We start from the raw sequence: 19,197 nt of genomic DNA on the forward strand, positions 1-19,197 counted from the left end.
ATCCCTTGCCGCGGCGAGGCCTTGCAATCGGCCGCGACCGTCGGCCCCGTGGCGGCCAACACCGTCGCCCCCGCCATCGCCGCGCCGACCGCCGACCTAACGATGGCATCGCCAATTCGTGCGATGCACATCGCCGGCGCAGCCCAACAGCCTTGGGCCCATGAAGCCGTCCGGGCGTTCGCCCAGGGTCTTTGCGTCAAAGTGTTCACAGGCCTTCCTTACCTCACGGCGATACACGCCCTGCCGATCACCGGGACTATCGTCCCCGCTTGGGCGCGAAAGCGCTCATCGGCTTGCCTCGCAAACCGGTAGGTCCGCGGCACCAGCAGGGCAGGAACGCTCCAGCTCAATATAACTGATAGGGTCGCATGGGGCCGGAGCAAACTCGATGGGGTTGCTTTCCGTCTTCGATCCCGAGCGTTGGGCCGTTGGAGGATCCGTCGGGACAAGGTCTCGCGCCGCCAGCTCATGGCGTGATCGCAACCTTGAGCACGCCGTCGCGCTGGTTGGCGAACAGCTCGTAAGCCTCCTCGATCTGGTCGAGGCCGTAACGGTGGGTGACCAACGCGCCGAGGTCTACGCGGTCGGATTCGATCACGTTCATCAGGCGGCGCATGCGATCCTTTCCGCCGGGACACAGCGACGTGACAATGGAATTGTCGCCGAGACCGGCGTGGAACGCCCCCAGCGGGATGGTGAGGTCGGAGGAATAAACTCCGAGACTGGACAAGGTGCCGCCGGGTCTGAGCACCCGCAGACAGCTTTCGAAGGTCTTCTGCGTGCCGAGCGCCTCGATCGCAACGTCGACGCCGCGTCCGCCGGTGATCTTCATGATCTCGTCGACGGGATCGGCCGTCTTGAAGTCGATGACGACGTCGGCGCCGAGTTTCTTGGCGATGTCGAGGCGTTCGGGAACCGTGTCGACCCCAATGATCAGGCCGGCGCCGCGCATTCTGGCGCCCGCCGTCGCGCAGAGGCCGATCGGCCCTTGGGCGAAGACGACGACGATGTCGCCGATCTGGATGTTGCCCCGTTCGGCACCGCCGAAGCCGGTGGACATGATGTCCGGACACATCAGCACCTGTTCGTCGGTCAGCCCGTCCGGAACCGGCGCAAGGTTGGCCATCGCGTCCGGAACCAGAACATATTCGGCCTGGGTGCCGTCGATCGTGTTGCCGAAGCGCCAGCCGCCCATCGGCTTGTAGCCATGGGGATGGCTCTGCCCATCCTGGGAGTGCTGGCCGCACAGGCAGGCGTTGGAATAGCCGCTGGGACAGATGGCGCCGGCGATGACCCGCTGTCCCTCCTGGTAGCCCTTGACGTTGGACCCGAGTTTTTCGATGATTCCGACCGGCTCGTGACCGATGGTCAGGCCTTTCTCGACAGGGTATTCGCCCTTGAGGATATGAACGTCGGTGCCGCAGATCGTCGTCGTGGTGATGCGCAGCAGCGCGTCGTTCGCGCCGACATCCGGAATCGGCTTTTCGCCGAGCGCGATCCGGCCCGGCTCGATGAAAATTGTCGCTCGCATCTTCTCTGGCATGGCCTTGTCCCTTTCCGTTTTGTCCGTGTCGGATAGGTGCTCACGCCGCGGGGATTGCCGCGTTGATCGAGGTCAAGAGGTGGTCAGCAGTCGGGCGGTCACAAGAGGCGACGCCGCACCACTTTCTCCGCTTCCAGAAGAAGCAGCAAACCGACGCCGATGCCGATGACGATCGCTCCATCGACCAGTGCGATCGGGCGCGTCTCGAACACGGCCCGCATGAAGGGTGCGTAGGTGAAGACCAGTTGCAGGATGACGGTCAGGCCGACGCCGAGCAACACCGCCGGGGTGCCGACGACACCGGTGAAGGTCAGCGAGGTCAGGTGCAGATAGCGCACGGAAAACAGATAGAAGATCTCCATGACGACGATCAGGTTGACAACGAGGGTTCGAGCGTAGGCCAACTCGTCGCCGCGTTCGATCGACCAGAAGAAGAGAGCAAAGACGGCGCCCGCGAACAGGATGGAAACGAGGACGATCCGCCAGACCATTTCCATGTCGAGCAGCGACACGTTGCCGGGTCGCGGTCGTCGCTCCATCACCGACGGCTCGGCCGGCTCGAAGGACAGTGTCAGGCCGAGCGCGACGGCCGTGACCATATTGATCCACAGGATCTGGACCGGCGAGACCGGAAGCACGAAGCCCAGAAGGATCGCCCCGACGATCACCAGCGACTCGCCGCCATTGGTCGGCAGCGTCCAGGCGATGACCTTGCGGATGTTGTCGTAGATCGTCCGCCCCTCGCGCACGGCGGCAACGATCGAGGCGAAATTATCGTCGGCCAGTACCACGCGCGCCGCCTCCTTGGCGGCTTCGGTGCCCTTGATGCCCATTGCGACGCCTACATCCGCGCGTTTGAGGGCAGGGGCGTCGTTGACACCGTCGCCGGTCATGGCGACGACCTTGCCATCGGCCTGCAGCGCTTCGACGAGCCGCAGCTTGTGCTCCGGCGCGGCTCTGGCGAATACGTCCACATCGGCGACGCGGCCACGTAGCTCACCGTCGTCCATCGCTTCGATCTGGTTGCCGGTCAGCACGCCGTTACGCGTTTTGAGTCCGAGTTGACCGGCGATCGCGAGCGCGGTGACCGCATGATCGCCGGTGATCATCTTGACGTCGATGCCGGCGCGGGCGCAATCGGCGACCGCTTCGATGGCTTCCGCACGCGGGGGATCGATGAAACCGGCGATGCCGAGCAGCGTGAAGCCCTCCGCCACGTCGTTCATGCTTAGCGTCGCCCGGTCGCCCACCGATTTCACGGCAAAGGCAAGCACGCGCTGGCCTTCCCGGGCCAATGCATCGATCCGTTCCAACCATGCTTCCGCATCCAGACGCACGAGCCCGTCAACGGCGACCTGGTCCGCGCAGCGGGTGATGACATGGTCCGGCGCACCTTTCAGGTAGATCGTGTTACCACCCTCGCCATCCTGGTTGAGCGTGGCCATGAAACGGTGCGCGGCGTCGAAGGGGATACCATCGAGCCGGCGATGGCGGGCGCGCGCGACGATAGGGTCGAGGCCGGTTTTGTGGGCGAGAGCAAGCAGCGCCCCCTCCATCGGGTCGCCGGCGACGCTCCACGCGCCATCGCCGCCGCGATGCAGCTGGGCATCGTTGCATAACAAGGCAGCGCGCGCGAAATGGCGAAGGGTATCGGCCTGATCGACGGTCGAACGCGCCCCCGTGGCGCGCAATTCACCGTCGGGAGCATAGCCATCGCCGGTGACCGCGATCGCTTCGCCGGTCGCTTCGATGACCACCGTCCGCACGACCATCTCGTTCCGCGTCAAGGTGCCGGTCTTGTCGGTGCAGATGACGGAGACGGCACCCAGCGTCTCGACGGCCGGCAGCTTGCGGATGATGGCCTGCCGCCGCGCCATACGCTGCACGCCGAGCGCGAGAGTGATGGTCAAGACCGCCGGCAGCCCCTCCGGAATCGCGGCCACCGCTATTCCGACCATGACCAGGAAGGCATCCTCCGGCGCATAGCCGCGCGCGAGCACCGCGAAGGCAAAGACAGCGCCGCTAGCGGCGAGGATCACCGCGGTCAGCCACCGTGCGAACCGGTCGATCTGTTTCAGCAGCGGCGTGGTGATTTCCTCGATGCTCTCCAGCATCGTGCCGATTCGCCCGATCTCGGCGTGCACGCCGGTAGCGACCACGAGCCCTTTGCCACGACCTGAAGTGACGAGGGTGCCGGAGAACGCCATCGACGTGCGATCTCCCAGCGCCGCATGATCGGCCACCGGTGCCGTCTCCTTAACAACCGGCACCGATTCACCGGTCAGAGCCGCCTCCTGGGCGCGAAGTCCCCGCGTTTCGAGCAGCCGCAGATCGGCCGGCACACGGTCACCCGCTTCGATCAGGACGACGTCGCCCGGGACCAACTCGGCGGCCGAAAGGGCCGTGCGCTCTCCGTCGCGCAACACCGAGGCCTGCGCCGAGAGCATCGAACGCACGGCAGCGAGTGAATCCTCCGCCCGCCCTTCCTGCCAGAAACCGATGACCGCGTTGAGGATGACGACGGCGAAGATCACCAGCGTGTCGGTCCAATGGCCGAGCAACGCCGTCACGACCCCGGAAGCAATCAGAACGTAGATGAGGAGATTGTTGAACTGCGCGAGCAGGCGGGCGAAAGGCCCGCGTCGCGCCGGCTCAGGCAACGCATTGGGACCGAACTGGCCCAGCCGCACCGCCGCCTCAGCCGCCGAAAGCCCCTCAGATCGTGCGGCGGCCTGGTCCAGCGCCGCCGCCGGGTCGAGCGCATGCCAGACGATCGTCCCTTCGCCCAACGCTGTGCCGTTCAGCTTGGCCGCGTTATCCCGCTGTTGCCGGTGAGGGGGCTCACGATTCTCCATTCTCGGTCGCTCCGAATCTTCAATGCGTCCGCCGGTCCGCCGAAGAATTCGTCTCCGGGTACGGACTTCCCGGTCCCGTGCCGCACGCAACGGGATTCGACCTACAGGATCAAACGATCGATCGGCTTTGATCCAAGGCAAGGCAACGGCGATTCTTCGGATTGTGTACGACGTGCGGGCCGCACGAGAGCGGACCAAGCGCGATCACCCGGACCATAAAAACGGCGCTGTAACGCTACCGACTTCAACCCGTCTTTAGGCACATGTCGGCTCCAGGACAGGCCAAAGCCGTGGCGGCCTTTTTATGAGCGGGCGACCGCAACGAGGAGAGTTCGATGTCGGATGTCTCGACAAAAACGAATGGCGACCAGCCCGCGCTCGCGTCGCGCTTCCCGACCGCTTTCACGATCCTGTTCGGGCTGATCGTCGTCATGGCAACGTTGACCTGGTTCGTTCCTGCCGGACAATACGATCGGGCCATGAACGAGGCGGTGGGCCGCGAGATCGCGGTCGCCGGAACCTATCAACAGGTCGAAGCCAATCCCCAGGGTCCCATCGAGGTTCTGCTGTCGCCGATCGCCGGCTTCTACGACCCGGACAGCAATGTGGCGAATGCCATCGACGTTGCGCTGTTCGTATTGGTGATCGGCGGTTTCCTCGGCGTCGTCAACGCGACGGGCGCTGTCGATACGGGGATCGCCGCGGCCATGCGCGCGCTTCGTGGCCACGAGAAATGGATGATCCCCATCCTGATGGTACTCTTTGCCGCCGGCGGCACGACCTATGGCATGGCCGAGGAGACGCTGGCCTTCTACCCGATCCTCATTCCGCTGGTACTGGCCGCCGGCTACGATAGCGTGACCGGTGTCGCTATCATCCTGATCGGGGCCGGGATCGGCGTGCTTGGCTCGACGATCAACCCGTTTGCGACGATCATCGCCTCCAATGCCGCCGCCATTCCCTTCACCGACGGGCTCGCTTTGCGGCTAGTGATCCTGATCGGCGGCTTCGCGCTCTCGGTGGCGTTCGTCATGCGATACGCGGCGCGCGTAAAGGCGGATCCGGCACGCTCCGTCGTCAGCTCGATGAAGGAGAGCAACGAGCGATACTTTCTCTCCAAGGACACCGCGACAGAAATCGATGCCAGCCTTAGCGCACGGCAGAAGCTGGTGCTCATCGTCTTCGCGGCGACCTTTGCGATCATGATCTGGGGTGTCTCGAGTCAGGGATGGTGGATGGCGCGGATGGGGGCGCTATTCCTCGGCGCATCCCTCGTCGTCGGTGTCGTCGCGTGGATGGGCGAGAAGCGGTTCACCGGGGCCTTCGTCGACGGCGCGCGCGACCTGCTTGGCGTCGCGCTGGTGATCGGACTGGCCCGCGGCATCGTCGTGATCATGGAACAGGGGCGGATATCCGACACGATTCTGTATTGGTCGGAGCAGGCAGTCAGCGGGCTGTCGGAGATCGCCTTCATCAACGCCATGTTCGGGATCGAGACGGCGATGAGCTTCCTGGTCCCGTCTTCGTCGGGGCTGGCGGTTTTGTCCATGCCGATTCTGGCGCCGCTGGCCGATTTCGCTGGGGTCGGGCGCGAACTGGTCGTCACGGCCTACCAGTCGGCCAATGGGCTGGTGAATTTGATCAATCCGACATTCGCGGTGGTGATCGGGGGCCTGGCCATCGGGCGTGTCCCCTATGAACGCTGGCTTTTGTTCATCTGGCCGCTGCTGTTGGTCCTCGTCCTCTTCATCGCGGCGTCGCTCACCATCACGGCGCTGCTGTAACCTCCAATCTCCAGCCAAGGTAGAACCCATGTCCGATCAACGCTTCGGCGTCCATTCCGAAACCGGAAAACTGCGGCAGGTGATCGTTTGTCGCCCGGGTCTGGCGCATCGTCGCCTCACCCCGTCCAATCGTGAAGCCTTGCTGTTCGACGATGTGTTCTGGGTCAAGCAGGCCCAGAAGGATCACGATGTCTTTTCCGGTGTGATGCGTGAGGACGGCGTCGAAGTGCTGGATGTCAATGTCCTTCTGGCCGAAACGCTCGAATCCGTGGAAGGCCGTGCCTGGGTGCTCGATCAACGGATTACTGCGGATCAGATCGGTGTCGGCATGAGGTCCGAACTGCGGGCCTGGTTGAATGAGTTGCCCGCTGCGAAACTGGCGGAATATCTGCTTGGCGGGCTTTCCGTCACCGATCTTCCGTTTAAGCCGAGCGGCCTTTTCGGCAGCTATCTCGGCCATAACGGCTTCATCCTTCCGCCGCTGCCCAATGCGCTGTTCACCCGGGACAATTCGGCCTGGATCTACGATGGTGTGACGGTCAACCCGATGTATTGGCCGGCACGCCGGCCCGAAACTCTGCTCAACGCCGCGATCTACAAGTTCCATCCGAAATTCTCGGGCAAGGTGACAATTCACTGGGGTGACCCGACGCGGGACCACGGTCTCGCAACGCTTGAAGGCGGTGACGTGATGCCGGTCGGCGACCGCACCGTCCTCGTGGGTATGGGCGAACGGTCGTCGCCGCAGGGTATCGGTCAGCTCGCCAAAAAACTGTTCGCCGACGGCGTCGTCGATCGCGTGGTGGCATTTCGTATCCCGAAATCGCGTGCCGCGATGCATTTGGACACGATATTGACGCTCTGCGGCGGCGATGTGGTGACGACCTTCAAGGAGGTCGCGGAAGAGCTGGTCTGCTATGATATCCGCCCCGGCGAAGGCAAGGCTCCCCTTTCATTCCGACACGATCCACGCCCGATCTTCGAGATCGTGGCGGAGGTTCTCGGCTACCGGAAGCTTCAGATCGTGCCCACCGGTGGTGACACCGAAGAAGAGCGTGCGCGCGAGCAATGGAACGACGGCAACAACGTATTGGCACTGCGCCCTGGCGTGGTCATCGGCTACGACCGCAACGATGACACCAATGCCGCCCTGAAAGCCGCCGGTATCGAGGTGCTGGCCATCCCGGGAGCAGAGCTTGGACGGGGCCGTGGTGGCGGACATTGCATGAGCTGCCCGACAATCCGCGACGCAGTCTGAACCGAAGAGAAGGACGAGTTGATGTCGTTCAATTTGAAAAACCGCAGCTTTCTGACCCTGCGCGATTTCGATCCGGAGGTAATCGCCTTCCTCTTGAAGCTCGCCGCCGATCTCAAGGCCGCGAAATACGCCGGCTACGAGCAGCCGCGGCTGAAAGGTAAGGAGATCGCGCTGATCTTCGAGAAGGATTCCACGCGCACCCGCGTTGGCTTCGAGGTCGCGGCGCACGATCAGGGTGCGACGGTCACCTATCTCGGTCCGTCGGGCAGCCATCTCGGACACAAGGAGACGGTGAAGGATACCGCGCGGGTGCTCGGCCGGGTCTATGACGCGATCGAATATCGCGGCTTCGGGCAGACGATTGTCGAGGAACTGGCCGCCTATGCCGGCGTGCCGGTCTACAACGGCCTCACCGACGAATTCCATCCGACCCAGATCCTGGCCGACCTCCTCACCATGCAGGAACACTCCGGCAAGGCGTTGCGCGAGATCGCCTATGTCTTTGTCGGGGATGCGGGCAACAACATGGGCGACAGCCTTCTCATCGGCGGCGCCAAGATGGGTATGGACGTACGGCTATGTGCGCCGAAAGCCTGTTGGCCGGCGGAGGCGATCCGCGACGAAGCCGAAGCGATCGCAGCAGAGACCGGTGCACGTGTGATGGTCACCGACGACATCGACCGGGCCGCCGACGGGGTCGATTTCGTCTACACCGATGTGTGGGTCTCGATGGGAGAGCCGGCGGAAAAATGGGCGGAACGCATCGCGCTTTTGATGCCCTATCAGATCAACGCCGATCTGATGGCCAAAACCCGAAATCCTCGCGCAAAATTCATGCATTGCCTGCCTGCCTTCCACGACACCGCGACCAGGGTCGGGGCGGACATCGCGGAAAAGTTCGGCATCGATGCGATGGAGGTCACCGACGCGGTGTTCGAGAGCCCGGCCTCGATCGTCTTCGACCAAGCTGAGAACCGCATGCACACCATCAAGGCAGTGCTCGTCGCCACGATCGGTGACTGAGGTGCTGGTTGTCGCGGCCTTGGGCGGCAACGCGCTTCTGCGGCGCGGGGAGCCGATGACCGCCGAAGCGCAGCGGGAGAACGTCAAGCACGCCGCCGCCTCGCTGGCTGAGATCGCTCGCGCGGGCCATCGTCTCGTTGTCACCCATGGCAACGGGCCGCAGGTTGGCCTCCTCGCGCTTCAGAGCGCGGCCTACAAGCCGGACGAAGCCTACCCGCTAGACGTGCTGGGCGCCGAGACGGGGGGCATGATCGGCTATCTGATCGAGCAGGAGCTGGAGAACGCGCTCGATCACGCGGTGCCCGTCGTGACGCTGTTGACGCAGATCGTGGTCGATCCGCGCGATCCCGCATTCGCAACACCCACCAAGCCTGTTGGCCCCGTCTACGAGGAAAAGGAAGCCCTACGAATAGCCGACATACGCGGCTGGCGGATCGCGCCCGACGGAAAGCACTGGCGGCGCGTCGTGGCTTCGCCGGTGCCCCTGGAGATACCGGACCTGCGCGTCATCAAGTTCTTGATCGAACGCGAGGTGATCGTGATCTGCACCGGCGGCGGCGGCATTCCAGTGGTCCGGCGCGAAGACGGTTCTTTGGTGGGTGTCGAGGCGGTAATCGACAAAGACCGCGCGAGCGCCCTCCTTGCCGAGCGCCTGGGTGCCGACGCGCTGTTGCTTTTGACCGACGTCGATGCCGTCTATCGCGGCTGGGGCACGCCGCATGCCGCGCCTGTCCGCACGGCATCGCCCGACGAAATCGAGCAGCTTGACCTTCCCGTCGGCTCGATGGGTCCCAAAGTGGAGGCCGCCAGTCGGTTCATCCGTGTCGGCGGCGCGATGGCCGGAATCGGCCGGCTTGCGGATGCGGCAAAAATCCTGGAACGCGCATCGGGCACGGTGATCACCGGACAAGATGGCGGGGACCGGTCATGAAAGTCGGACGCCAGGGATGCTTGATCACAGGACAATTTCGCCCCGCACCAGAGGCTTTTCAGTATACGCGATAGCATCTCGATTTGTCAGGTCAATTCATTCACGCAAAGAATGGCGCAAGGTGGAACCATCGGTAAACTCTTTACGCTCGAATTCGACAGCATAGATGGGGCAATCTTGTATGTCTGGCGTGTAGGATTGTCGGTACTCACGGGACATCTCCCTTAAGCTCCCATTTCTGGGAAGAAGGAGATATCCGTGAGCAAGGATGGACGCAAGATCGCCCGCAAACTGCGAGTTCTCCGGCATGCCGATATGGTCGGGGACGTTTCGAAGACTTGCCGATATTTTGGTGTCGGCCGCAGCAGCTTTTACCGGTGGCGGACAGCCTATCGAAAGCAGGGCGAGGCGGGACTGGTGAACCAGCCGCCGATCCCGAAGTGGCATGCAAACCGCACGCCTATCGAGATTGAGGAGAAGGTCCTTTATCTCAGAAGCCAATATCATCTCGGCCCGATGCGGATCGTCTGGTATTTGGCGCACTACCACGACATCAAGATATCAGACGCCACCGTTGCTCGGATGCTGAAACGCAATGGCGTCAACCGGCTGCCCCGTGGCCCTCGGCTGTCAAATCGCTTCGAACCGTGGATCTGACGCATTTTCGATGACGATCATGCGGCGCCGAGCAGCCGGGCTTCGAGCAGGTCGATCTTGGCTCGACCGTACATCTGCCGCTTCACGAGCTTGAGCTTATTGACCTGGCCCTCGGTCTGACCGTTCGACCAGGGTTCGGTTATCGCGGCACGAACGGCGGCCAGGTCGTTCTGGATGCCACGGACGAACGAAACGAGAAGACTGGAGCCGGCGTCGGCGATCCATGGATCGAGATCCACGACGGTGCGACTGCGGATTATCGTCTGGAAACGGTCGATCAGGGATCGAGCATCCGCCAAGGTCGGAACGCCGGCCTCGATCGCAGCTACCATGACGGTTTCCGCCTTCGTGAGATGATCGCGCTTCAGCGTCATCAGGCGGGCGATCGATCGAGCCGATGGGACCTTGCGAAGTTGGGCGGTCGTCATCTTCTCCGATCGTCGCCGCCGCGTCGCCCATTCGCTGACAACGCGGGTCGAGCCGCAAAAGCCGAGTTCCCGAAGACGGCGCCATAGTTCAGCGCCGTTGCGGCAGCCGGCCTCCCATTGCGCGTCGAGGAAGGGCAGATACGCATCGAGCGAGCCTTGCCGGGGAGCGAAAGACGTCGGTGCGTTCGCCGCGGACGATCTGGCGAACCAGCCCTCGGCTTCGCCCTGTCCGCCGCACGATCTCCTTGACCGGAACGCCATCGGCGGCGAGGCCGGTGATGATGGCGTTCGTCTCCTCGCGCCGGAGATAGCCTTCATATTGCAGGCGTTCGGCCGACGTCAGGAGTTTCGGATCGACGATGGCGGCGCCGATGGCGGCACGGATCGACTTCATCGACTTCTTCACGGCATCGAGGAAAGCGGCGCTGGCGTTCTCCATCAAATGCCAGCGATCAGCAACCTGAACGGCATTCGGCAGGGCCCGTGCCGTCGCCTCTCCATAGCCGCCGCCGCGATCGCGGGAGACGACGGTGATCTCGGGATGATCCGACAGCCAGCCCGCGACAGTCGCAATCTCCCGATCCGGCAGGAGCTTCACGATCCGTCGCCGTTCGAGATCGCAGACGATCGACCCGTAGCGGTGATTTCGGCGGAAAGCGAAGTCATCGATGCCGACGACATTCAGGGTCTCCCGAGGCGATCGTGCTCGTCGCCGCACCACCCGAAGCAGCGTGTCGTTGCTGACCGGCATCATCAGCCGTTGGGCAAAACACGCTGCGGGCCGTCCGCCGAGAGCCAGGCCCAGGTGATGGACGATGCATTCCATTCGGCCGGTGCGACGCGCCCTCTGCGCGACGACCTCGTCGCCGGAGCGTTCGGCGAAGATCTTGCGGCGACAACTTGTTATGTCGCAGCGAAAGCGGCGCGTGATCAGCAGCAGGCGCACGGATCGCCCAGCCGAGGGAAGATCCGAAACCTTGCGGACGTATCGGCTGTGCCGCCGGCGCGAGGGTCTTCCGCAGGACGGGCATGCGGCTTCTGGCGTTCGAGCCGAAGCGGTGACGAAAAGCACTCTGTCGACGACCTCGAAACGTTCGACCGAAAGCCCGGCCGGAATCAACGACGAAAGCGAAATAGCACTGGGCATGTGGCCGTTCTCCTCTTCGGAAAATCGCCATACGGCCCCTCAACTGCATCGGGATTGAGTCAGTCCCATTCTTGCAAGCGATTTTACAGCCGACCTTTTGCCGGTCGGCTACTTCCACGTCGTGTTCACGCTGCCGGCCGAGATCGCCGACATCGCCTTCCAAAACAAGGCGCTCGTCTACGACCTGCTGTTCAAGGCAGCGTCGGAGACGATGCTGACCATCGCCGCCGACCCAAGACACCTGGGGGCGCGCATCGGCATCACCGCCGTCCTCCACACCTGGGGCTCGGCGATGATGCATCATCCGCATGTGCACATGATCGTGCCGGGCGGCGGCATTGCGCTCGACGGAAGTCACTGGATATCGGCGCGCCCGGCATTCCTGCTTCCGGTGCGCGTGATCGGCAAGCTGTTCCGCCGCTTGTTCCTCACCCGGCTGATCGCGATGCACGAGGCCGGCCGGCTTGCATTCTTCGGCACCCTTGCTCATCTCGCCGACCGCCGAGCATTCCTGCGCCACCTTACTCCCGTCTGGAAGAAGCGGTGGGTGGTCTACGCGAAGGCGCCCTTCGCCGGGCCAGAGGCAGTGCTCGCCTACCTATCGCGCTACACGCATCGGATCGCGATCTCGAACAGCCGCCTGGTCGCCTTCGATGAGAGCGGCGTCACCTTCCGCTACAAGGACTATCGCCGCGACGGCGTGGACCGCCAGCAGGTGATGGTGCTCGCGGCCGAGGAGTTTATCCGCCGCTTCCTGCTCCATGTCCTGCCGCGCGACTTCCATCGCATCCGGCACTACGGCCTACTCGCCAGTTCCACCCGGAAGACAAGCCTCGCACGCGTCCGCGAACTGCTGAACGTCGCCACTCCACCTGATGACGACACTTCGGACGAGCAGCAGGACTTCCGCCCGCCGTGCCCCTGCTGCGGCGGACGCATGATCATCATCGAGACGTTCGAACGATGGAGGCAGCCGCGCGGGCCGCCGGACACGTCGGCGACGAACCGGGAAAACGCTCCATGACCCGGCATGGCAGGGTCGAGCCTTCAGCCGCAGGCACTCAGCCGTCGGCAACGGATCTGCACGTGTCCATCGCGATCATCCAGGCCGACAGGTCCGCGATAATCCGCGCGCGGGATCGACAAAGCCACGCGGAGGCGCAACGAAGCGGCCTGTCCGCATGGATCCCGGCGCTCCCTTGCGGCGATTGCGCCATCGCCGACACCAGCCCCAGATCGAAATCCCCATAGCCTTCGGTTGTGGCCCGCGGGTTCCTTCCTCGGGGACTTTCGTACGCCTGCCGGCGCCCGAAACTCTTCACGAAGGCGGACGGGCAGCTTTCGGGCGCCGGAATCTGACAGCCGCCTTTGAAATTACACCGATTGCATGCAACAACGTATTGCGTTTGCACCGGCGTTCCGAGGGTGATTGCACCGCCCGAATACGCGAGATTTCGCATCGGAATCAGCGGGCCAATCCGTTTCAGGAACGGCCGCGAATAGCCGGAATCAGGCCGATTGCACCACTCACTGCACGGGTTTCCGAGCCTATGCAAAGCGATCACCAGTAGGTATCGCGGAGGGCCTTCATGAAGGACGAACGGATATAGTGGGTTTCTGTCAGGATCTGGCAGTCCTCGACTTCTTCGGCCTCCAGATCAACGGTCACGAACGCCCGGTAGGCCACATTCCTTTCTTCCATGAGGACGCGCTCCCGATAGCTCGGTGGAGGACCTTCCTCGTAGTCGCCCTGGTAGCCCGGATCGGGCAGTTCTCCTGTGACGTCGAGTTCAAGATCTTCGGACACCTCGGCGACTGCGGAGAGTCGTTTCCCATCGTGGAAGATCGGCGTCACCGAATGGAGCTTCAGCGGCCCTGAATGATGGACGTTTTTGATCTCCACATCGTCTACGTCGCCCTCGGCGTAGACGAGATCGATGCCCTCGGCGGCGTTCGAGATCTCGATCATGATCGTCTCGTGCAGCGGGTTCGCCTCGTTCCGGAACAGGTCGTCGGCCAGTGTACGCACGTCCTCGTCCAGCGTCTCGTCGAGCGCCAGGAACGCTTCGAGGCTGGGCACGCCGACGACGTGATTCTGGTCGACGCATGCGGCCAGGATGGCCTTGTCGCCGCTGATCAGGTATGAAGGGGTCCCGGCGCGCATGCCATGCCTCGCCGCGATCTGGACGATCATGGCGTCGGGGAATTCCGTCTTGCCGTTCCTGAACGGCTCGCGGCCGGCGAAATAACCCTCCAGGATCGCGCCCGCGTCAATCTCGTCGAAGCCGTGCACGATCATACCGAAATCGTCCGTCAGGCGCCGCCGGAAGTTCGCTGACTGCATGCTCGCGTTCCAGCTCACGTCCGGTGCGCGACCCACCCTGACTTCTTCGGCCCGGCGGGCCTGGAAGTTCCACCTCGTCGCCGCCTTCTCGTAGGCTCGGAAGGCCTTCGCGACGTCGTTCGCGTATTCGAGGATCTGCGCGTCGCACTCGCGAAGGACGATCTCGCTCATGTGGATCCGGAAGCCGAAATCCTCGCACTTCGAGGCCAGTGCGCGGAAGAGCTTCTGGTCGAGGTTCATCCCCGCCCTCCGGAACACGTTGGTGTCGACGAACACGTCGCGAGAGACGTAGCCTCGGCGTGACGAGGTGTCTTCGGGTGGTCTATCCCACATGGACGAGATCCCATGTCCTATCGAGAAATCGGCACGAGGGTGTCGGTTCGCTCCGCTGTAAGGCGACTGCCGATCGCTACCGTATCTGCCAAAAAGGATCGATCAGTTGACGATCCGCAGACGCGGACGGGTCGGCTGCTTCTGGTCCTCGAAGCTCCCGTAGAAGCGCACGAAATTCGCATCGCCGATCCGGGACATGCAGACGAGTTCCGCCGGCCGGAATCCGAGATCCTCGACGTGGGAGCGCAGGATCGTCGGGAATACCGTTGGTCGGTCGGCTTCGAAATCAAGGCTCACCGGCTCGCGCGTCCTCCATCCTCTTGCGGAAATCTGCTGCCAGAGATACCGAGACTGGTTCGGGGTGACGGCGCCGACCGACTGCGCGCACATGAGAATGGACTGCATCGAGACGCGCCATTCCTTCTTCAGAGCGGCGAGAAGTTCGAGCGTGATCCTTCGGCCGCGGAACACCTCCCGCATCTCGTCCGGAGGAAGTAGGAACGCGGACGCGAAGCGGTTGGCCTCGTCCTCCATCTCCGGCGTCGGAAAGCGATGCATGACGAGATGACCGAGTTCATGCGCCAGCGTAAAGCGTAGCCGATCGGCCGGGTGGTCGCGGTTGAGGAGCACGATCGGCGGCCGGCCGGGCGCGGCGAAGGTGACCCCGCTCACCGAGGCGCCCTGGAAGTCGGACTCGCCGACGACGACGCCGGCGCGCTCCATCAGACGCGTCAGGTTCCTGATCGGGCCCTCCTGAACCTTCCAGAAAGTCCTGACTATCGTGGCGATCCGCTCGACGGAACCGTAATGCTCGACGTCGAGCATCGGCAGTTCGTTGTCGGGCTCGTAGTTGACGTTCTGCAGGAATGTCCGCAGATGGAAGAGCCGGATGTTCAGTTCGGCGGTGATCATGTCAACGTCGCGCCGCGTGACCTCCGATTTCTTGCCGCGGAGCATGGTGTGAACGCTCACCGGCGGGCCGTATACGGTGTCGGTGATGGAGAAGAAGTCGCGCGGCAGATCGAAGGCGCGCGAGACGCCCGACTGCAACTCTTCGTCCGGCTCTATGAAGTCGTTCTCGATGCGCGAGAAGACCGCCTGGGCGACGCCCAGACGTTCCGCTGCGGCCTGCTGTGTCAGCCCCCGCAGGTGGCGCGCCAGGCGCACCAGGTCTCCGAATGTCGCCATGATTATTCGCCTTTGGCGTCCTTGGCGTCCTTCTTGTGAGGCTTCGGCCGGATCAGCGGACGGTCCTCGTCCGGCGCCGGCGACTTCGGCAGGACGAAGACGCCGCTCATATCCGCCCTGCCTTCGATCGGATAGGACCAGAGCAGGCGGTCACGGTCGCGGGAGACGACGAGGATCGTTTCGATCTCCGTACCGATATCGTTCGCCTCGTAGACGAATTCCACCTTCGCGGCGGCCGACGGGAGCCCGGGGATGTTCTGCTGCGGATCGATGAAAGAGAGAGACGCCTGAGTCGGAACGTTACGCCCGAGATGTCCGTCGTCGCCCCTTCTTGAAGCGCCCTATGACCTTACCGCCAAAAAAGAACTTCACGGTCTGGGTCTCGTCAATGACGCGGACGCCCGGTTCTACGCCGAAGACTGCACGCGCATTCCGGGCAACGGCGTCGAAGACATCATTCGCGCCGGTGCGCGGATAGAGTTGAGGGCCGAAATTGTTCTTGGCCCGGAAGCGTTCCACGGCCAAGTATTCGGCATAGCCCTCCAGGATCGCGCCGCGAATCTTGTCGTGGTAGGGCTCCAGCGCCTCGCGGACTTCTCTATCGGTATAATTATCCATCATGATGCCCCGTTAAGTCAGAAGGGATCATAGAAGCCATATCTGCAAAAGCAAGGAAATTTATTCAGATCCTATTCAGCGCGGGCGCCTTGTGGTCCGAGGATGCCATTGGACCGTTTTCGGCCATCCCTTGATGGGTCTTACGACCTTGGCGGATCCGCCTCCATCCTCATTCGTTTTGAAACAACGCTCAGCGATCCGCCGCAGCCAATCCAAATGGGTAACGTACGTCCTCTTCTGAGAAAGTTCGAGACCATGTCGGACGGCCGAGATGGGCGCGAAGGAAGTCCGTCCAGAACGGCTCGGCTTCGGAAGGGCCGATGGCCATGCCGAGCACTTCGCGGCGGCCGTCGCGATTGACCCCGACGGCGATGGTGACCGCGACCGAGACGATGCGGCCGGCCTGGCGCACTTTCAGGTAGGTGGCGTCGATCCACAGATAGACCCATTCACCCTCGATCGGCCGGGTCAGGAAGGCATCGACCCGCTCGTCGATGTCCTCGCAAAGCCGCGACACCTGGCTGCGACTGACGCCGGTGCCGCCCATGGCTTGGACAAGATCGTCCATGGAGCGCGTCGATACACCATGCACGTAGGCCTCTTGAATGACGGCCACGAGCGCCTTCTCGACGGCCCGTCGGGGCTCAAGGAAAGACGGGAAATAGGAACCGGTTCGCAGCTTCGGGATGCGCAGTTCGACGCTGCCGGCGCGGGTCTGCCAGTCGCGGTCGCGGTAGCCGTTGCGCTGGGCCAGGCGCTCGACGTTCTTCTCGCCATAACTGGCGCCGGTCGCAACGCCGACCTCCAGTTCCATCAGCCGTTCGGCGGCAAAGCCAATCATCTCGCGAAGAATGTCGGCGTCAGCGCTCTTCTCGACCAGCTCGCGCAGGTCCATCATGGGTTTGGTCATCGGGGTCATCCATCGGTTCGGTTGTTGTCAGCAACTCGACCCTACCGCGGAACCCTCGATGACCGCTCAGCTACACCACCTCGTGGGACACGACCCTCATTACCGTTTCAGCTTAATGCCGTTGTCCGGAAGAAATTCAATTCCGACCGCCTCGAACGCACCGATTATGCCTGCGATATTGTTCGCAATCGGTTTGCGGGAGCCACGCTCAAAGTCTGCGATTGTCTGACGGGAAACATTCGCTGCCTCTGCAAGATCGCCCTGACTCCAGCCCAGCATGGCCCGCGCGCCGCGACATTGTTCTCGCGATAACGGTCGTTCGTTTGGGCTATACATATTGATTGACGTCTATTAATATGTAGTGCATACTTCAAACCTGTTAAATAGAAGACGACCGGGCAGGGTGGGCCAACACCCCATCCGGTCTAACCACTTCCCAAGCTATTAGGGAGCTCGGATCATGGCTGATTCCGACAATACCAGAACTATGCCTTCCGTCACCCGCAGGAAACTGCTGACCGCCACGACGATCGCCGCGATGGCATTGCCATTCCACAACCATTCTTTCGCCACTGCTGACACCTTGGCTGGCAATCCATCCTTTGATCCGGCGCTGGCACTCTGGAACGACTGGCAGAGAGCCTATCTCGCCACCATCGCTTTGTGCAGGAAGCAGCAGCGCCTGGAAACCAGCCTTGTTAAAACGATCGGCTTTCCGAAAGTCGAAGTCTATCGGCCTGGCGCGGAAGGGGCAGTCATTGTTTGCAGTCCAGACGCCATTGACGAAGTGTTCGGGGATAATCCCGCCTATGCCGAACTGCGCAGAAACGCCGAGGCCGATCTGGTCGCCCATCAGGCGCGTTGGAATACCGAAGACAGGCGCATCGGCTATTCCGCTGCTTTGCGGGCGGAACGTGTTGCCGTCCTACATAAACAGGATATGTCGAAAGCCCTCATGTCGACTCCCGCCACGACACTGGCCGGTATCGCCGGCAAGCTTGATGCGGTGATGCGCGAGGGCGAAAGCTCCGAAGAGTGCGACGAGTTTCCCTGGCCTGAGCTTCGCGCCATTATCACCGATCTGGTCCGCATCGCTAAAGCTCTTCAGCCGGGTTCGTTCATGCCGGGCAGTGACCACACAAAGCCCTATCCGCGCCGAAGCCGGGATCGGGTCAGCGCCTCTGTCACGATCTCCCAGCGCCACAGCCGGATGACATAGAGAATAAGTCCAAGCGTTTGACCATATCGCGCCGCCACGGCCAGCAATCAGACGAGCTCGCACCGCGACGCAGGCGTTGGCGGTCAGCGCTTCGATAGATAGGCCTTTGCGCGATCGCCACCCCTCACGGTCGATCCTGAGCCGTATTGAACCTTCTAACCCGATCTGTCGTATGCGGGTTTCTGCTCCGCCGCGAACGCCTGTTTTCCCTTTTCGGCCCAGAGCGTTCGCGCTCGTCGTCCATCGTCGCTCTTGAGCTTGTCGGCGACCCGGATCATCGCGCCGTAGATCATGGCGCGATCATCGCCGGTCAGGTCCACAATGCCGGACTTGACGACGAGGCCGCCGAGTTCAATCAGATGCCGCGTGCGTTTGCGGCGTTCGACCTGCCAGGTGCGCATGTCATGCCGCGCCCGCGCCGCCTGATGCCGGTTGCGCGCTGCCCGATTGCGCCGGAGCGCCGCCAATGTCGCGGTCAGATGCTTTCGCAGATCGCCGCGATTTGCTGCGAAAGAACGCGGCCCCGCGCCTGGCCCAGGACTCCCTCCTTCCGGCATCGGTGGTTTCGGCCAGCACGATCAGCGCGCCCGCCAGTTCCTCGGGACTGAACGCATCGGCGCCGGTGGCGAGCACCAATTCGCCGAGTTGTTGCACCTTGCGGGTTTTCAGTTCCCGCGCCTTGTCTTCGAGAGCTTTCAGTTCCGCGTCATAGTCCCGTGGCTTGCGCATGGCATCCTCCATAAGCTGTCGATGCAGCGATGTTAGTTGAGCGCCTGCCGCAATGCTGTAAGGTTGTCGCGACGGTCTGGCACGCGCCGGTCCAACCCGAGATTTTTTCGAGGGAGGGCGCGCTTATACGTCGTTCCGACGTGCGCTTGACCGTGCCAATGCTTGATCGCGATGGCGATCTATCATCTTCACGTCAAGGTCATTGGCCGCAAGGCCGGGAGCAGCGCGGT

General features: G+C 62.8%; 14 protein-coding genes and 4 pseudogenes. 7 read left to right on the forward strand and 11 right to left on the reverse strand.

The genetic code is table 11. The annotated features are described in order from the left end of the window. Positions 1–466: 466 nt before the first annotated feature. Together ING15_RS18465 and ING15_RS19800 are read right to left on the reverse strand one after the other, a co-directional pair. Positions 467–1,543 (reverse strand): NAD(P)-dependent alcohol dehydrogenase, encoded by a 1,077-nt coding sequence (locus ING15_RS18465; RefSeq protein ID WP_206456323.1) that lies wholly within the window; start codon positions 1,541–1,543, stop codon positions 467–469. Between the two features lie 98 nt (positions 1,544–1,641). Beyond that, positions 1,642–4,398, reverse strand: a complete 2,757-nt coding sequence (locus tag ING15_RS19800) for a cation-transporting P-type ATPase (RefSeq protein ID WP_206456324.1) — start codon at positions 4,396–4,398, stop codon at positions 1,642–1,644. 335 nt (positions 4,399–4,733) lie between these two features. Here ING15_RS19800 and ING15_RS18475 point away from each other — a divergent pair, with 335 nt between their 5' ends. The 5 genes and pseudogenes from ING15_RS18475 to ING15_RS18495 form a co-directional block, all read left to right on the forward strand. Then, positions 4,734–6,182, forward strand: coding sequence for a YfcC family protein (locus ING15_RS18475; RefSeq protein ID WP_206456325.1), 1,449 nt, complete (start codon positions 4,734–4,736; stop codon positions 6,180–6,182). A gap of 28 nt (positions 6,183–6,210) precedes the next feature. Further along, the gene (locus ING15_RS18480; protein WP_206456326.1) at positions 6,211–7,440 is read left to right on the forward strand and encodes an arginine deiminase; all 1,230 of its coding nucleotides are present in this window, start codon (positions 6,211–6,213) and stop codon (positions 7,438–7,440) included. A 21-nt stretch (positions 7,441–7,461) separates the two neighbouring features. Then, positions 7,462–8,463 (forward strand): ornithine carbamoyltransferase, encoded by a 1,002-nt coding sequence (gene argF / locus ING15_RS18485; protein ID WP_206456327.1) that lies wholly within the window; start codon positions 7,462–7,464, stop codon positions 8,461–8,463. A gap of 1 nt (position 8,464) precedes the next feature. Continuing rightward, positions 8,465–9,394, forward strand: a complete 930-nt coding sequence (gene arcC / locus ING15_RS18490; protein WP_206456328.1) for a carbamate kinase — start codon at positions 8,465–8,467, stop codon at positions 9,392–9,394. 258 nt (positions 9,395–9,652) lie between these two features. Beyond that, positions 9,653–10,024: pseudogene (locus tag ING15_RS18495) on the forward strand (helix-turn-helix domain-containing protein); the annotation flags it as partial. Positions 10,025–10,068: 44 nt separating this feature from the next. Here ING15_RS18495 and ING15_RS18500 read toward each other — a convergent pair. Next, positions 10,069–11,626: pseudogene (locus ING15_RS18500) on the reverse strand (ISL3 family transposase). A gap of 88 nt (positions 11,627–11,714) precedes the next feature. Here ING15_RS18500 and ING15_RS18505 point away from each other — a divergent pair. Further along, positions 11,715–12,650 (forward strand): annotated as a pseudogene (locus ING15_RS18505) (IS91 family transposase); the annotation flags it as partial. A 537-nt stretch (positions 12,651–13,187) separates the two neighbouring features. On the opposite strand, the gene ING15_RS18510 reads toward ING15_RS18505, so the two are convergent. From ING15_RS18510 to ING15_RS18530, 6 genes and pseudogenes are all read right to left on the reverse strand, one after another. Then, entirely contained in the window at positions 13,188–14,303 is a 1,116-nt protein-coding gene (locus ING15_RS18510) for a PIN domain-containing protein (protein WP_206456329.1), read from the reverse strand. A 102-nt stretch (positions 14,304–14,405) separates the two neighbouring features. Next, the gene (locus tag ING15_RS18515; protein WP_206456330.1) at positions 14,406–15,491 is read right to left on the reverse strand and encodes a helix-turn-helix domain-containing protein; all 1,086 of its coding nucleotides are present in this window, start codon (positions 15,489–15,491) and stop codon (positions 14,406–14,408) included. A gap of 2 nt (positions 15,492–15,493) precedes the next feature. After that, complete coding sequence (locus ING15_RS19640; protein ID WP_232845873.1) at positions 15,494–15,715, reverse strand: hypothetical protein; 222 nt, start codon at positions 15,713–15,715, stop codon at positions 15,494–15,496. Between the two features lie 76 nt (positions 15,716–15,791). Continuing rightward, positions 15,792–16,112: a hypothetical protein gene (locus ING15_RS19645; protein ID WP_232845874.1), complete on the reverse strand. Its 321-nt coding sequence runs from the start codon at positions 16,110–16,112 to the stop codon at positions 15,792–15,794. A gap of 274 nt (positions 16,113–16,386) precedes the next feature. Then, positions 16,387–17,019, reverse strand: a pseudogene (locus ING15_RS18525) (IS256 family transposase); the annotation flags it as partial. Between the two features lie 99 nt (positions 17,020–17,118). Next, the gene (locus ING15_RS18530) at positions 17,119–17,298 is read right to left on the reverse strand and encodes a helix-turn-helix transcriptional regulator (protein WP_206456331.1); all 180 of its coding nucleotides are present in this window, start codon (positions 17,296–17,298) and stop codon (positions 17,119–17,121) included. Between the two features lie 181 nt (positions 17,299–17,479). Here ING15_RS18530 and ING15_RS18535 point away from each other — a divergent pair, with 181 nt between their 5' ends. Beyond that, positions 17,480–18,238 (forward strand): hypothetical protein, encoded by a 759-nt coding sequence (locus ING15_RS18535; RefSeq protein WP_206456332.1) that lies wholly within the window; start codon positions 17,480–17,482, stop codon positions 18,236–18,238. A 155-nt stretch (positions 18,239–18,393) separates the two neighbouring features. Here ING15_RS18535 and ING15_RS18540 read toward each other — a convergent pair whose 3' ends face one another. Then, a complete protein-coding gene (locus tag ING15_RS18540) occupies positions 18,394–18,639 on the reverse strand; it encodes a conjugal transfer protein TraD (RefSeq protein ID WP_206456333.1) in 246 nt (81 codons plus the stop codon). 1 nt (position 18,640) lies between these two features. Beyond that, positions 18,641–18,967: a conjugal transfer protein TraD gene (locus ING15_RS18545; protein WP_206456334.1), complete on the reverse strand. Its 327-nt coding sequence runs from the start codon at positions 18,965–18,967 to the stop codon at positions 18,641–18,643. Positions 18,968–19,197: the final 230 nt, after the last annotated feature.

This window comes from Aurantimonas marina (assembly GCF_017183135.1).
Lineage (GTDB): Bacteria > Pseudomonadota > Alphaproteobacteria > Rhizobiales > Rhizobiaceae > Aurantimonas > Aurantimonas marina.

Bases quoted from the DNA above. Each gene is read 5' to 3' on its own strand.
- ING15_RS18480 (WP_206456326.1), top strand. From the start codon at position 6,211: ATGTCCGATCAACGCTTCGGCGTCCATTCCGAAACCGGAAAACTGCGG.
- ING15_RS18510 (WP_206456329.1), bottom strand. From the start codon at position 14,303: ATGTGGGATAGACCACCCGAAGACACCTCGTCACGCCGAGGCTACGTC.
- ING15_RS19645 (WP_232845874.1), bottom strand. From the start codon at position 16,112: ATGATGGATAATTATACCGATAGAGAAGTCCGCGAGGCGCTGGAGCCC.
- ING15_RS18475 (WP_206456325.1), top strand. From the start codon at position 4,734: ATGTCGGATGTCTCGACAAAAACGAATGGCGACCAGCCCGCGCTCGCG.
- ING15_RS18535 (WP_206456332.1), top strand. From the start codon at position 17,480: ATGGCTGATTCCGACAATACCAGAACTATGCCTTCCGTCACCCGCAGG.
- ING15_RS18540 (WP_206456333.1), bottom strand. From the start codon at position 18,639: ATGCGCACCTGGCAGGTCGAACGCCGCAAACGCACGCGGCATCTGATT.
- ING15_RS18515 (WP_206456330.1), bottom strand. From the start codon at position 15,491: ATGGCGACATTCGGAGACCTGGTGCGCCTGGCGCGCCACCTGCGGGGG.
- ING15_RS18465 (WP_206456323.1), bottom strand. From the start codon at position 1,543: ATGCCAGAGAAGATGCGAGCGACAATTTTCATCGAGCCGGGCCGGATC.
- argF (WP_206456327.1), top strand. From the start codon at position 7,462: ATGTCGTTCAATTTGAAAAACCGCAGCTTTCTGACCCTGCGCGATTTC.
- ING15_RS18530 (WP_206456331.1), bottom strand. From the start codon at position 17,298: ATGCTGGGCTGGAGTCAGGGCGATCTTGCAGAGGCAGCGAATGTTTCC.
- ING15_RS19800 (WP_206456324.1), bottom strand. From the start codon at position 4,398: ATGGAGAATCGTGAGCCCCCTCACCGGCAACAGCGGGATAACGCGGCC.
- ING15_RS18545 (WP_206456334.1), bottom strand. From the start codon at position 18,967: ATGCGCAAGCCACGGGACTATGACGCGGAACTGAAAGCTCTCGAAGAC.